The organism is Paenimyroides ceti, from assembly GCF_030409925.1.
In genome coordinates this window covers 2,638,350-2,653,034 of sequence record NZ_JAUFQU010000001.1, presented here as the reverse complement: position 1 = coordinate 2,653,034, position 14,685 = coordinate 2,638,350, and the positions used below count along the sequence as shown (strand labels likewise).

The window sequence follows — 14,685 nt, the reverse complement described above, 5'->3', positions numbered from 1 at the left end:
TTTGCAAATATACTAATGTAAATGAATAAATGGTTCTCTCAAAATTTAAAATAACGAATTAAAATTCCTTGTATTTGATATATCTAACGCTAAAATGTAGCAATTATTATCTTTAGTTTCTTCTGTCTTCAGCCCAGTATAATTTGTTTCTGAGCGTTTTTATAAAGGTAATTTCAGGGAATTCTACCATGTTTACAGTATGCGATGCAAGAGCTACTTCAATGATTGTTTCATTGTCCATAGCGCGTGTTTCCGAGTCAACAGATAACAGAAACTGCGGCTCTCGTCCGTCGATCTTCATTTTTATGGTACTACGGTCATTTATAATAAGTGGCCGTGTAGTAAGATTATGTGGCGCAATCGGTGTTATTACCAGACAATTTGAATCCGGTGTGATAATTGGACCGCCACAGCTCAGTGAATAACCGGTAGAGCCTGTCGGAGTTGAAATGATGATACCATCTGCCCAATAGGTTGCAAGAAATTCTTCGTTTATATGCGTAACTATTGAAATCATCGAAGCGGTATTTTTTCGTGAAATCGTAATTTCATTCAATGCAAAATTGATATCAAATGGTGAGGTTTCCTGCGCTGGGTTTTTTAGTTCCAAAAGAGTTCTTCTGGAAAGAGTATAGGCATTTGAAAACAAAGAAGGGATAAGGGCTTCAATTTCCTGTTGTTGCACATTGGCTAAATACCCCAGCCGCCCGGCATTAATTCCGATAATGGGAATATTTTTACTTTTTACAAAATTGGCTGCCCTGAGCATTGTTCCGTCACCACCAATGCTTACAAAAAAATTAATATTTTCCTCAAGGTCATTATGATTTGTAAATGTGTTATATTGTTGCTCAATAACACTTTCCTTTAGCAAAATATCATAATAATCCTTTTCAAATATCAGAGTACCGGAATTTTGTTCAATTACATGAATCAATTGTTCAATTATGTCCCTGTTCTCAGGTTTGTAAGTCTGAGCGTAAATAGCAAATTTCATACTATATATTTAAATATTTATCTAAATAAGCCGAACGTGATTTTAGTTCGCTTAGATAATTGTCTTCTGTGTGTTCGGAAATGATCTCATATCCGTATCTTCTGAAAGTTTGTATGATTTCATTAATATTGGATGCAGTAGATTTTACTGTTATTTGTACTTTGTCATCCTCTATTTTAGAAAGAATAACCCCGATAAGTTTTGCATTATTGGTCTCTACAATTTGAGCAATCTGACTAATACTGTAATCATGAATATTTTTTTCGATAACAAAAATGTTTCCCGGTTCTTTTAGGAAAGGAGTATCATTAAAATAACCTGCTACTTCGTTATAAATATAAAATCCCTTATACGAATTATTTTCTCCCAAAACTGGTACAATATTCGTCTCGTTTTTAGAAAAAATTTCCAATACTTCCAGCCAGTTCATTGACTCACGTGCGAAGAAGGGTTCAAATACCATTCGGTAATCCCCTAAAGAATGAAAATTTTCAATTGTTTCTGCATCTTCTAAAGCTATATTTCCTAAAAAAACAGTTTCCTCAACAATCGGAAAGTGTGAAAAATGCTTTTTAGTTAAAAAAGTTTTCGCATCTTCAAAAGAAGTGCTTAATTGAAAAGGCTTGATACGATGTTTGATATGCTGTGGGAGAGAATTCATAGCTTGGTATTAAATCTTACTTTGCAAAATAATTAAAATTATATCAATTATACTTAATCTTTACTTTGTATTTTTGTCTTAAATCAAGAAAAAAATGACAAAATTATCTGTAAATATAAATAAAATTGCAACGTTACGTAATTCAAGAGGCGGGAATGTTCCTGATTTATTGAAAGTTGCTGCTGATGTTCAGCGATTCGGTGCTCAAGGTATTACCATACATCCGAGACCTGACGAAAGACACATACGTTATCAGGATGCGCGTGATTTGAAAAGTGTGGTGTATACAGAGTATAATATTGAAGGGAATCCGATGGATAATTTCATTGACCTTGTATTGGAATGTAAGCCTACTCAGGTAACACTCGTACCAGATGCTGTAAATGCACTAACTTCTAATGCAGGATGGGATACTGTAAAGAACGAAAGTTATTTAAAAGAGGTCGTATCAGAATTTCATAAAAACCATATCAGAGTTTCTGTTTTCGTAGATCCTGTATTGGAAATGATCGAGGGAGCTAAAAAAACAGGAGCAGATCGTATTGAATTGTATACAGAGATGTTTGCTCATGAATATGGTCTTGGAAATGAAAAAGCAATTGTCCCTTATACTAATGCTGCGGTTTTGGCTAATGAATTAGGATTAGGTGTCAATGCAGGGCATGATCTGAGTCTTCAGAATATTACTTTTTTTAAAAAAAACATTCCGGATCTCTTGGAAGTTTCTATTGGACATGCTTTAATAGCGGAGTCTATCTATCTCGGAATAGAAAATGTGGTTAATATGTATCTTAATAAATTGAAATAATGGAAATGCTGTATTCAAAAGTTATAGGTGAAGGAAAACCATTGATTATTTTACATGGTTTTTTAGGAATGTCAGATAACTGGAAAACCCTCTCCGGGAAATATGCTGAATCCTCACTTCAGGTACATGTGTTGGATTTGAGGAATCATGGAAGAAGTTTTCATGCAGATGAGTTTAACTATGAGGTAATGATGGAAGATGTAGTGCGCTATTGTCAACACAATGAGTTGACAGATGTTTTTCTTATGGGGCATTCTATGGGTGGAAAAGTGGCAATGAAAGTGGCGTGTCATCATTCTGATCTGGTAAGTAAGCTGATTGTTGCTGATATGTCACCGAAAGGATATAAACCCCATCACCAGTCCATTATGCAAGCACTTAATGCAGTAGACTTTACAGTTCAGACTACTCGTACTGAAATTGAAGATAAGGTACGGGAGTATATTGATGATGAAGGAGTGGTGCAATTTCTTATGAAAAATGTTTACAGACAAACACCTGATAAATTAGCGTTTCGATTTAATTTGGCTGCTTTTAATGCGGATGACCGGGCTATTGGTGAAGCTTTAAAAGAAGATGAGAGGTATGATGGTCCAACCTTGTTTCTCAAAGGTGAACAATCTAATTATATCACAAAAGAGGATGAAACTCTTATACCGAAGCATTTTAAAAATGCAACGATACAAACAGTTAGCAATGCAGGGCATTGGCTGCATGCCGAAAATCCGGATGAATTTTACCAATTAACCATTGATTTTATAGAAAAGTCTTAAATAGGAGTTAAGTGGTTTAGTATTAGTTTGTTGTCGTAATTAGTTGTATATTTTAACTATAAATTGTTTAAAAAATCATAATTTTTTTTAAATTTGAGTATGAACGTTAAAATGTAGGACATGAAAAAACTTTTATCTATATCTGTAATGTCTTTGATGGCATCTACCGCCATTGCAGGTGGTTATCGGATAAGTATGCAGGGACAGCGACAGCTTGCTATGGGACATACGGGTGTTGCTGTGATTGGTCAGAATGCAGAAAGTATCTTTTTTAACCCGGCCAGTGGTGTTTTTCTTAATGACCGTTTTAGTTTTGCTGCAGGAGCAACGGCATTATTCTCGAATACAAAATTCCAGAATACTACTTTTAATTGGCAAAATAAATCAGAGAATATGGGTACGCCGTTTTATGTGTATGCCAATTACAAATTCTCAGACCGTTTTGCTTTTGGTGTAGCGGTGTATTCACCTTATGGAAGTGCTGTTGACTGGGATCAAGACTGGGAAGGATCACACTTGGTCAATAATATTGATTTAAAAGCTATTTTTGTTCAACCTACATTATCTTTTAAATTAACTGAAGATGTAAGTATCGGAGCTGGATTAATCTATGTAAATGGTGGGGTGGAGTTCAATAGAAACCTTAGCCGTAGTTTAACTGATGAAAACGGAAATCGTTCTGATATTACTGTAAAAGCAGCAGGCGTTTCTGCTTGGGGATATAACCTTGGTTTGACTGCTAAATTAGATGATTATGTCACTTTTGGTGTCAATTATCGCTCTCAGATCGATGTTGAAGCTAAAAACGGAGATGCAACTTTTCATGATCTTCCCGCATTTGCACAAGCGATATATAAAGACGGAAAATTTGATGCTACGATGCCATTACCGGCAGAGTTAACGGTAGGTTTTTCTTATAAAATAAATGAAAAATGGCTTGCAGCAGTAGATTACAATCTTGCCTACTGGAATGCCTATAAATCGTTGAATATCTATTTTGCAGATCCGAACATCCCTGCTTCAATTAATCCGAGAAACTATAAAAATTCCAGTACTTATCGAGTAGGAATGCAGTTTACGCCCAATGATAAACTCTCTGTAAGAGCAGGTGCTTATTATGATGAGAGCCCTGTGCAAAATGGATATTTTGCTCCTGAAACTCCGCGGAATGATTCTATGGCAGGAACTTTCGGATTTACGTACCGCATCACTCCCAAATTGGGAATTGACTTTGCTGCCACCTATTTGCATTTTCAGGAAATCGATAATTCATATGACCACTATAAAGAAGACGGCAATGATGTTTCTTTTGGAGGTACTTATAAATCAAATGCCTATTCATTCGGATTGGGATTATCTTATAACTTTTAAAACCCCGCAAAATGAAAAATAAATTTTTATATATACCTTTTTTAGCCTTAGGTTTAGGCTTGGTAGCATGTGAACCGGAGTTTAAAGATGAAATCAATGCCGGAACGTATACAAACGGAGAAGCAGATTTTACCACCTATGTCGCTATCGGAAATTCTCTTACAGCCGGATATATGGATGGTACTGTTTTCAGATCCGGGCAAAATAATTCTTATCCGAATATTTTAGCAAAACAATTTAAATTAGTTGGAGGAGGAACATTTACACAACCTTCATACGAAGATGACGTAAATGATTTAGGTGGATTAATATTAATGGGAACTCCACAGACACTTACCAGAATGGTCATTAATATGTCTACCGGAGGGCCTCAAAATTTAGCAGGAACACCAACAATAGAAATTTCAAAACTACAGCAAAAAGCCTATAACAATATGGGAATTCCCGGAGCAAAATCTTTTCATTTGCTGGCTGCCGGTTATGGAAATTTACAGGGATTGGCTACAAAAACAGCAAATCCGTATTTTGTACGGCATGCAACAACTCCTACAACAACTGTTTTAGCAGATGCGATGTCTATGAATCCTACCTTTTTTACTAACTGGATCGGATCAAATGATGTACTCGCTTATGCGTTGTCTGGTGGGACGGGAGTAGATCAAAAAGGGAATACTAATCCGGCCACCTATGGTTCAGATGATATTACTGACCCGAATGTGTTCGCACAGGTGTATGCCACTATCATGAACACACTCACGGCCAACGGTGCAAAAGGAGTGGTAGCAACTATACCGTCAGTAACTTCTATTCCATATTTTACAACTGTTAAGTATAATCCTTTATCAGTTGCAGCTTTAGGAGAAACAGCAGGGATTAATACCATCAATCAGAGTTTATATGGCCCTATGAAAGCGATCTTAACAGCTGTTGGAGCCGGAGACAGAATTGAACTTTTAAGTACAACTTCTGCTAACCCGGTTATTATTGTTGATAAAACATTACCTAATCTTTCTGCACAGATAACAGCTGTAGCCTCTCAGGTACCGGAATTGGCTCCCTTAGCAGGTTACCTCGGAGCTACTTTCGGTCAGGTAAGACAAGCGAATAAAAATGATTTAATTTTACTTACAGCAAGTAGTGCTATAGGTAAAACCACTACTTTACCAACAGGTGTGCCGGAAACTTTGGGAGTTGTTGGAGTGACATATCCTTTAGGAGATGCTTTGGTACTATTGCCTTCAGAGCAACAGGCTATTACAGAAGCTACAACAGCTTTTAATCAGATCATACGTCAGATTGCCGCTTCAAAAAACATTCCGGTGGCGGATATGAACAGAATAATGAATGATCTGGTTGCCGGTTTGAGAAATTCTGATGGTCAGATATATACAGCTGACTATTTTAAAGGAACAGGAAATTTGAATACTGTAATGTTTTCATTAGATGGTGTACATCCAAACTCAAGAGGATATGCTTTTGTCGCTAATGAGATTATTAAAGTAATCAATCAAAATTATAAAGCAAGAATTCCGTTTGTGAATGTTGCCGATTATCAGGGACCGAAATTGGTTCCTTCCAATTAATGAATGTTTAACCCAATAAAAAAATGTTATGAGAATTTTAATCAGTTTATTAGTAACCGCTATTATCGTTTATGTATTAGCTAATTTTTTACCCGGAGTAAGTGTGGATGGATTTGGATCATCTATTATTGTAGTTATTGTTCTGGCAATACTCAATATTTTTGTGAGTCCAATCCTTAAGATTATTTCTTTGCCGATTACCATTTTAACCTTAGGGTTGTTTTCTTTTGTAATCAATGCTATTATCATCATGCTTTGTGCTTATTTTGTTAATGGTTTTCATGTAGAAAGTTTTTGGTACGCATTACTCTTTAGTTTGATTCTGTCATTTGTACAGTCATTAGTAGGAGGTTTGTCTGCTCAAAGCTAAAAAACACTTTTTTATTAATATTTGAATTACAAATACTTAAAAAGTTGGTTGGCTTGCAAAAATGATTTATTTTTGCAAGCCAATTTTAGTATGTAAATTATCCAAAAATGAATATTACAAGAAATAATGTTGATGCTCAAAATGCCATCATCACAATTGAGTTAGCAAAAGAAGATTTTCAGGGAAATGTTGAAGCAGTTTTAAAAAACTATAAAAAAAGTGCTACTATTCCCGGGTTCCGTAAAGGAGCAGTACCAATGTCATTGGTGAAAAAACAGTACGGAACAGCTGTAATGTTTGAAGAAGTAAATAAATTACTTCAAGATAATTTGAATAAATATCTTACAGAAGAAAAAATCGATATTTTAGGAAATCCATTACCAGTTGCAAAAGATATTAATTGGGATGCAGACACCCTAAGCTTTGAATTTGAATTAGGTTTAGCACCTGATTTCACAGTTGATTTGGGAGCAAAAAATAAGATAACTAAATTTAATATTGTTGCTGATGATGCTATGTTGGAGGAGCAGGTTGAATTTATTCAGAAACAATATGGTAAGGTTACAGCAAAAGACAAAGTTGAAGAAGGAGATGCAGTACGTGTAAAAGCTGTAAACGAAGCAGAAGGAATCAATGCTGAATTCAATTTGAATTTAGAAGATATCCGTACTAAAACCAATCAAAAGAAATTTATTGGAAAAAAAGTAGGGGATGTTGTTACTCTAAATACAAAAGGATTATTTGAAGATGATCATAAATTAATGGATACATTAAAAGTTGATCATGATAAGGTTCATGGATTGGAAGTTGATGTAGATTTTACAATTGAAGAAGTAACGTCTACTGAAAAAGCAGAATTAAATCAGGAATTTTTTGATAAATTATTTGGAGAAGGAAAGGTAACTTCAGTTGAAGAATTAAAAGAAAAAATCAAAGAAGATGCTGAAAAACAGTTTGCTCAACAGGCAGATCAAAAATTTACAAATGATGTAGTTGAATTTTTAGTAGAAGAAACAAAGTTTGATTTACCTGAAACATTCCTTAAAAAATGGTTACAAACAGTAGGTGAAACTCCTTTAACGGAAGAACAGGCAGCTGAAGAATATGAAAAATCAGAAAAAGGACTTCGTTATCAGCTGATTGAAGGTAAAATCATTACTGAAAATGAATTACAGATTACTTTTGACGAAATAAAAGACTATACTTCAAACCTGATCAAAGATCAAATGGCTCAGTTTGGACAAATGGAGCCTTCCGAAGAAGATGTAGAAAACATTGTTTCAAGAGTATTATCTAATCAGGAAGAAGTAAAACGTATTTCTGAGCAATTAATGAACGAAAAAATGGTGAAATTATTTGCTGAAAAAGTAAACGTAAAAACGAAAGATGTAAATTATAAAGATTTCATAAAGGAATCTTACGGGGAATAATATCTCGAAAAAAATAATTAAATTTGAGTGTCGGAATTTGCTTTCGGCACTCATTTTTTTTAACATATAAAAAATAAAAATTTTATGGATTTCGGAAAAGAATTTAAAAAATACGCGACTCAGCATCAGGGAATAAATAGTATGTATTATGACAAGATAGTGAGTAGCATGACGCCTTATATTATTGAAGAACGTCCTATGAATATTGCATCAATGGACGTTTTTTCACGTCTGATGATGGATAGAATCATTTTTTTAGGAACAGGAGTAGATGATTACGTAGCTAATATCATTCAGGCTCAGTTATTATTTCTGGAAAGTGTTGATGCATCAAAAGACATCAGTATCTATATCAACTCGCCTGGAGGAAGTGTTTATGCAGGATTGGGAATATATGATACCATGCAATTTGTAAAACCAGATGTTGCTACTATCTGTACAGGTATGGCTGCTTCTATGGGAGCTGTATTATTGTGTGCAGGAGCAGACGGAAAACGTTCTGCTTTACCGCATTCGCGAGTAATGATCCACCAGCCTTCAGGAGGTGCTCAGGGAGTTGCTACTGATATGGAAATCAACCTGAAAGAAATGTTGAAATTAAAAGAAGAATTATATCAGATTATCGCGAAACACTCTAAACAACCTTATGAGAAGGTATATAAAGACTCTGAGCGTGACTATTGGTTACGGGCAGATGAAGCTAAGGAGTACGGTATGATTGATGAAGTATTAATAAGAGAATAATCCGAAAGGAAAAGAGAATGAAAAATGAAGGTTACGAATGTTCATTTTGTGGACGTACAAAAGCAGATACGCAAATACTGATTGCAGGTATTGATGCTCATATTTGTGATCGTTGTGTAGAACAGGCACATGGAATTGTGATTGAGGAAATCAAGAACAACCATGGTAAAGCTTTTGCAGACGAAGTATTGCTTGAAAAACCAGTAAAAATAAGAGCTTTTCTCGATCAGTATGTAATTGGTCAGGAGCAAACTAAAAAAGTAATGTCAGTTGCTGTTTATAACCATTACAAACGATTGTTACAGCAAGAAAGCAATGATGATGTTGAAATTGAAAAAAGTAACATTATTGTTGTGGGGCAAACCGGTACCGGAAAAACATTGGTAGCAAAAACAATTGCTCGTATGCTTAATGTTCCGTTAGCGATTGTAGATGCAACAGTACTGACTGAAGCGGGGTATGTAGGGGAAGATGTAGAAGGAATTCTGACTAAACTTTTACAGGCTGCAGATTATGATGTAGAAAAAGCAGAACGTGGTATTATTTTTATAGACGAGATTGATAAGATCGCTCGTAAGAGTGATAATCCGTCTATAACCAGAGATGTTTCCGGTGAAGGTGTTCAGCAGGCTTTATTGAAGCTGTTGGAAGGGTCTGTGGTAAATGTTCCGCCAAAAGGAGGACGTAAACATCCTGACCAGAAATTTATCGAGGTAAATACTCAGAATATTTTATTCATTGCAGGGGGTGCTTTTGATGGTATTGAAAAAATCATTTCTAAACGAATGAACTTTCAGGCTGTCGGATACGGTACTTCAAGAGATATGAGTAAAGTAGATCAGGCAAATCTGTTGCAATATATCATTCCTAAAGACATAAAGGATTTTGGGCTTATTCCTGAAATCATCGGTCGTTTGCCGGTATTAACTCATATGGATCCGCTTGATAAATCTACTTTGCGTTCTATTCTTACTGAGCCTAAAAATGCTTTAGTAAAACAATATCAGAAGTTATTCGAGATGGATGATGTAAAGTTGAGTTTCACTGAAGATGCGCTTGATTTTATTGTTGATAAGGCATTGGAATATAAATTAGGGGCTCGTGGTCTTCGTTCTCTTTGTGAAGCTATTCTGACTGATCCCATGTATGAATTGCCTGGAACGGGAATTGATGTGTTGGAAGTAGATCGAGAATTTGCAGAAAATGCATTGAACAGAAATCTGATGAACCGTTTAGAATTTACCGTCTGATTGCTTACTGTTTGATAAAAATAAAAGAACCGAAATATTCATTTCGGTTCTTTTATTTTTGATCTGTTAAAAAAGAAGATTAATACTTCAGTATTTGTCCGCTTCCGTTTTGTTTTACATTAATGGTTTTGGTGTGTTTTAGATACAGATTCCCTGAACCGTTTATTGATCCGTCAATACCGTTAATGGTATTAGAGTAAATATTTCCGGAACCCTTTGCCTCAACTTCGGTATAAAAGGCAGATAAATCTTTAGCGTCAATATTACCGGAACTGTTTTGGTTGATTTTTACGGTATTCGAGTTGCCTGATAAAACAATGTTTCCGCTTCCTTGCTGATCTATGCTCAGTTCATCCGTTTTTAATCGTAAAACCACTTCAGCACTTCCCTTATTGATGAATTTAAAATTAAGAATTTCTATAGCTCCTAAATTGTAAAACTTTCCGCTACCTTCTACAGAGATTTCTTTAATCGTTTTGCTTGTAATAGAAACTTTTAGCGGTGCATTAGAAGAAAGAATTTCAAAGCCTGGTTTTTTGTTGATAATCAGAGTTCCGTCTACAACTTTTGTCTCAATCAATTGATGCAGATTGGCATCTCCGCTCACCGAAATCGTTTTGTTATAGTCGTTAGTTAACAAAGCTACTTCAAAGTCACTGTTAATGGCTACTTTGTCGTATACAGGTACTCTGCGCGCTTTTTTAATTACATTTCCATTTCCCTTGACTTTTCTCTGAGCAATTGTGTTTTGGGTTGAAATTACTGCTAAAAACAATAATAAAATATATTTCATATTATAGAGTTTGTGGGTTATCAAATGGTATTTCTTCAAAGATATTATCTGTGAAATCTAATACTTCCGAATTTACAAAATTCTTTTTAAAATCGGCAATACCTTTCTCAATTAATAAAGGAGTGGTAAATTTTCTGCTGTTTCCTAAAATAAACCCATTGAGTTCCAGTTTGAAAAACATTTTTCCGGAAGGTGTTTTAAATTTCATGAAATTCAATACGGCAAAATGATTTTTAATAACGTTTATATCACTAAAACATTGAGATTTATGTGTAAAACTGTTGCTTGTAAATATCGTATTCCCCTTTCTGTTGTTGTAGGTATATTTATATTTTCCGTTTTCTTTAATGCTTATAACAAGTGTTCCCATGGCTATTTTGATGGATCAAAACTAACGAAAACATAGTCGTTAAACTATTTTTAAATTTGTAAATAATTATTTACGTTCCTTTACTTTTCCTAGGCCGTCAATAGAAGAGGTAATGATGAGGTTAGGTTCTGGTTTGTATTCTAAATTGCCAATACCTGTGATGGTCACATTGATCTTTTGTGTAGACCAAATAGAAGCATTCCCGATGCCGGAAATATCGTTCAGGCTTGTGTTGGACTGTAATTCTTCAGCGTTAAGATTACCAGTACCATTAATTTTTGTCGATAAATGATTTGTTTTTCCGGTAAGCGTAATGCTGCCGATACCATCGATCACAATATCGGTATTTTCATTGTTAAGTGGTAATTCAATACTTCCGGTACCATTAACTTTGATTCTCAATACAGGACTTGTCTGATCTTTCATTCCTTTGATTGATCCTATTCCGTCCAATATAATCGATTTTAAATGACTGTGATTGATTTTTACAACCAGATAGTCAGCGTTGTCAATATTTACGATGCCTCTTGAATTTTCAAGATATAAGGTGTTAATATCTACAGTTTTGTTTAAAGATTCAATAAGTCTTTTACTCCCGATCAGATGAATTTCATCTTCGGGTACTTCGTCGGATATCTCAATATTTGCAAATGATTTATTGACAATATTTTCAAAAGACTGCATTTTATAAATAATAATCTCAGTAGGAGAATTATTGCGGTTGTTTTTTGAGTTACAACTTATTACAACGAGTAGAATAGAAGGAAGCATCAGGTGTAATAATTTTTTCATATTGTTTTTTGTGCAATTTATTAATATAAAATGAGATGAATGAAAAAAAATAGTGAGATTCTAAATAAAAAAAGAGAGATTTTTAATTAAAAATCTCTCTTTAGTACTCAAGGCGGGACTTGAACCCGCACGGGCATTACTACCCACTGGATTTTAAGTCCAGCGTGTCTACCAATTCCACCACTCGAGCGAATGAGGATTAAATTAACGTTTTATAAAATAAAGCCTTATTAAAATAAGGCTTTATTTAGTACTCAAGGCGGGACTTGAACCCGCACGAACATTACTGCTCACTGGATTTTAAGTCCAGCGTGTCTACCAATTCCACCACTCGAGCGTTAATTTGAGCGAAAAACGGGGTTCGAACCCGCGACCTCAACCTTGGCAAGGTTGCGCTCTACCAACTGAGCTATTTTCGCATTTTTTTAAAGAACTTTTGTGAGTGCAAATATAAAATGTAATTTTTGTATTTGCAATAATAATTTTTATTTTTTTTGTACTCAAGGCGGGACTTGAACCCGCACGAACATTACTGCTCACTGGATTTTAAGTCCAGCGTGTCTACCAATTCCACCACTCAAGCATATTGACAGTTTAGGGTCAACGTTTTGTGCTAACTTTCGTATTGCGAGTGCAAATATAAAAGGATTTTTTAATTAATCAACCTGTAAGCCATGATAAATGACGAACTATTTTTTAACTTATTGATAATGAAGAAAGGGAGTATGTAAAAAAAAGCATCTCTTTTACGGAGATGCTCTGTTATTAACGTACTGGTCGATTGAGAATAAGATCGAGGTACATATTGATATTGTTTTTTAGTTTTTTTCTGTGTGTAATAAAATCTAAAAAGCCGTGTTCTAATAAAAATTCTGACGTCTGAAAACCTTCCGGTAATTCTTTTCCTGTAGTGTCTTTTACAATACGCGGACCTGCAAAACCAATAAGAGCTCCTGGTTCAGCTATATTAATGTCTCCCAACATAGCATAAGAAGCAGTTGTACCTCCTGTAGTAGGGTCTGTACATAAAGAGATATAAGGAATTTTTGCTTTAGCCAGTTGCGCTAATTTAGCAGATGTTTTAGCCATTTGCATAAGAGAAAAAGCAGCTTCCATCATTCGGGCACCTCCGGATTTTGAAATCATCACGAAAGGAATATTGTTCTGTATAGAATAGTCAATACCTCGGGCAATTTTTTCACCCACAACAGCTCCCATTGAACCTCCGATAAAGGCAAAATCCATACATGCTACCACCAAATCTTCACCTTTAGATTTTCCTACAGCTACACGTACCGCATCTTTCAATTTGGTTTTTTCCCGAGCTTCTTTTAATCGGTCACTATATTTTTTTGTGTCAAAAAATTCCAAAGGATCTTTAGATACAATCTTTTCAAATAATTCTTTATACTTATTGTCGTCAAAAAGAATTTGGAAATATTCTTTACTACCGATACGAACATGATAATCATCTTCCGGGCTTACCCATAGATTTTCTGCTAATTCGTCTGCTTCAATTACCTTTCCAGTAGGAGTTTTGTACCATAAACCTTTTGGAGTATCTTTTTTCTCTTCTGTTGGTGTCTGAATACCTTTTTGTGTTCTTTTAAACCACGCCATATGTACTGTTTTACGCTTTTTAGTGTTATAATGTATTCACATTATTTAAATCGGAAAAAGCTTGTTCTAATCTTTTATTAAATGTTAATTCTGCTTCACGAAGCCATTTACGGGGATCGTAATATTTTTTATTAGGAACTTCTTCTCCTTCCGGATTTCCTATTTGTGTTTTTAAATATTCAATGTTATTTACAACATAATCTCTTGCGCCTTCTGTAAAGGCAAACTGAAGATCGGTATCGATATTCATTTTGATTACTCCGTATGAAATGGCCTCTCTGATTTCTTCCAGAGTAGAACCAGATCCGCCATGGAATACAAAATCAATAGGGTTGGAGATTGTATTGTATTTTTTCTCAATGAATTTTTGAGAATTATCAAGAATTTTAGGAGTAAGTTTTACATTACCAGGTTTGTAAACCCCATGTACATTTCCAAAAGCTGCTGCGATTGTAAATCTTGGAGAAACTTTCATAAGCTCTTCATAAGCATAGGCAACTTCTTCCGGTTGAGTATATAATTTAGAGCTGTCAACATCCGAATTGTCAACACCGTCTTCTTCACCACCTGTAATTCCTAATTCAATTTCCAGTGTCATACCTATTTTGCTCATTCTCTCTAAATATTTTTTAGAGATCGCAATGTTTTCTTCAATAGGTTCTTCTGATAAATCGATCATATGAGAAGAAAAAAGAGGTTTTCCTTTTTCTTTATAAAAGGCTTCGCTGGCATCAAGAAGTCCATCAATCCATGGCAAAAGTTTTTTAGCACAATGGTCTGTGTGTAAAATAACTGTTGCTCCATATAACTCCGCTAATTCATGGATATGTTTTGCTCCTGAAATACTTCCCGCGATTGCTGCACGCTCATTTTCATTTGACAAACCTTTACCAGCCATAAACAATCCGCCTCCGTTAGAGAATTGGATGATTACCGGAGCATTCAATCGTGCTGCAGTCTCCATAACACCATTGATAGTGCTTGAACTTGTAACATTTACTGCAGGTAATGCAAAACCTTTTTCTTTTGCATATTTAAAGATTTCTTGAACTTGATCACCTGTTGCTACTCCAGGTTTGATATTATGACTCATAACTGTTGTGTGTTTTCAATAATTAAAAAT

General features: G+C 34.9%; 15 protein-coding genes and 4 tRNA genes. 8 read left to right on the top strand and 11 right to left on the bottom strand.

What is annotated here, in order from left to right; genetic code table 11:
• Positions 1–112: 112 nt before the first annotated feature.
• Positions 113–997: an NAD kinase gene (locus tag QW060_RS13235; protein WP_290363952.1), complete on the bottom strand. Its 885-nt coding sequence runs from the start codon at positions 995–997 to the stop codon at positions 113–115.
• A gap of 1 nt (position 998) precedes the next feature.
• Positions 999–1,658 carry a CBS domain-containing protein gene (locus tag QW060_RS13230; protein ID WP_290363951.1) on the bottom strand — a complete coding sequence of 220 codons (660 nt, stop codon included), beginning with the start codon at positions 1,656–1,658 and terminating at the stop codon, positions 999–1,001.
• 94 nt (positions 1,659–1,752) lie between these two features.
• On the opposite strand from QW060_RS13230, the gene QW060_RS13225 reads away from it, so the two are divergent.
• The 8 genes from QW060_RS13225 to clpX all read left to right on the top strand — a co-directional run bounded on the left by QW060_RS13225 (position 1,753) and on the right by clpX (position 9,987).
• Positions 1,753–2,466 (top strand): pyridoxine 5'-phosphate synthase, encoded by a 714-nt coding sequence (locus QW060_RS13225; RefSeq protein WP_290363950.1) that lies wholly within the window; start codon positions 1,753–1,755, stop codon positions 2,464–2,466.
• A gap of 5 nt (positions 2,467–2,471) precedes the next feature.
• Positions 2,472–3,239: an alpha/beta fold hydrolase gene (locus tag QW060_RS13220; RefSeq protein ID WP_290364763.1), complete on the top strand. Its 768-nt coding sequence runs from the start codon at positions 2,472–2,474 to the stop codon at positions 3,237–3,239.
• A 120-nt stretch (positions 3,240–3,359) separates the two neighbouring features.
• Positions 3,360–4,610: an OmpP1/FadL family transporter gene (locus QW060_RS13215; RefSeq protein WP_290363949.1), complete on the top strand. Its 1,251-nt coding sequence runs from the start codon at positions 3,360–3,362 to the stop codon at positions 4,608–4,610.
• An 11-nt stretch (positions 4,611–4,621) separates the two neighbouring features.
• Entirely contained in the window at positions 4,622–6,193 is a 1,572-nt protein-coding gene (locus tag QW060_RS13210) for an SGNH/GDSL hydrolase family protein (protein WP_290363948.1), read from the top strand.
• Positions 6,194–6,221: 28 nt separating this feature from the next.
• Entirely contained in the window at positions 6,222–6,563 is a 342-nt protein-coding gene (locus QW060_RS13205; protein WP_290363947.1) for a phage holin family protein, read from the top strand.
• A 107-nt stretch (positions 6,564–6,670) separates the two neighbouring features.
• Complete coding sequence (gene tig, locus QW060_RS13200; RefSeq protein ID WP_290363946.1) at positions 6,671–7,993, top strand: trigger factor; 1,323 nt, start codon at positions 6,671–6,673, stop codon at positions 7,991–7,993.
• Between the two features lie 84 nt (positions 7,994–8,077).
• Positions 8,078–8,737: an ATP-dependent Clp endopeptidase proteolytic subunit ClpP gene (gene clpP / locus QW060_RS13195; RefSeq protein ID WP_290363945.1), complete on the top strand. Its 660-nt coding sequence runs from the start codon at positions 8,078–8,080 to the stop codon at positions 8,735–8,737.
• Between the two features lie 17 nt (positions 8,738–8,754).
• Positions 8,755–9,987, top strand: coding sequence for an ATP-dependent Clp protease ATP-binding subunit ClpX (gene clpX, locus QW060_RS13190; protein WP_290363944.1), 1,233 nt, complete (start codon positions 8,755–8,757; stop codon positions 9,985–9,987).
• Between the two features lie 79 nt (positions 9,988–10,066).
• On the opposite strand, the gene QW060_RS13185 is transcribed toward clpX, so the two are convergent.
• The 9 genes from QW060_RS13185 to fbaA all read right to left on the bottom strand — a co-directional run bounded on the left by QW060_RS13185 (position 10,067) and on the right by fbaA (position 14,655).
• A complete protein-coding gene (locus QW060_RS13185; protein ID WP_290363943.1) occupies positions 10,067–10,780 on the bottom strand; it encodes a head GIN domain-containing protein in 714 nt (237 codons plus the stop codon).
• Between the two features lies 1 nt (position 10,781).
• Positions 10,782–11,150, bottom strand: a complete 369-nt coding sequence (locus QW060_RS13180) for a hypothetical protein (protein ID WP_290363942.1) — start codon at positions 11,148–11,150, stop codon at positions 10,782–10,784.
• A gap of 66 nt (positions 11,151–11,216) precedes the next feature.
• A complete protein-coding gene (locus QW060_RS13175) occupies positions 11,217–11,942 on the bottom strand; it encodes a GIN domain-containing protein (protein WP_290363941.1) in 726 nt (241 codons plus the stop codon).
• A gap of 104 nt (positions 11,943–12,046) precedes the next feature.
• Positions 12,047–12,132: transfer RNA gene (locus QW060_RS13170), tRNA-Leu, on the bottom strand.
• A 61-nt stretch (positions 12,133–12,193) separates the two neighbouring features.
• Positions 12,194–12,279, bottom strand: a tRNA-Leu gene (locus tag QW060_RS13165).
• Positions 12,280–12,288: 9 nt separating this feature from the next.
• Positions 12,289–12,361: transfer RNA gene (locus tag QW060_RS13160), tRNA-Gly, on the bottom strand.
• A 78-nt stretch (positions 12,362–12,439) separates the two neighbouring features.
• Positions 12,440–12,525 (bottom strand) — tRNA-Leu (locus tag QW060_RS13155).
• A gap of 182 nt (positions 12,526–12,707) precedes the next feature.
• Entirely contained in the window at positions 12,708–13,562 is an 855-nt protein-coding gene (accD, locus tag QW060_RS13150) for an acetyl-CoA carboxylase, carboxyltransferase subunit beta (protein ID WP_290363940.1), read from the bottom strand.
• A gap of 25 nt (positions 13,563–13,587) precedes the next feature.
• Positions 13,588–14,655, bottom strand: a complete 1,068-nt coding sequence (gene fbaA / locus QW060_RS13145) for a class II fructose-bisphosphate aldolase (protein ID WP_290363939.1) — start codon at positions 14,653–14,655, stop codon at positions 13,588–13,590.
• Between the last annotated feature and the right edge of the window lie 30 nt (positions 14,656–14,685).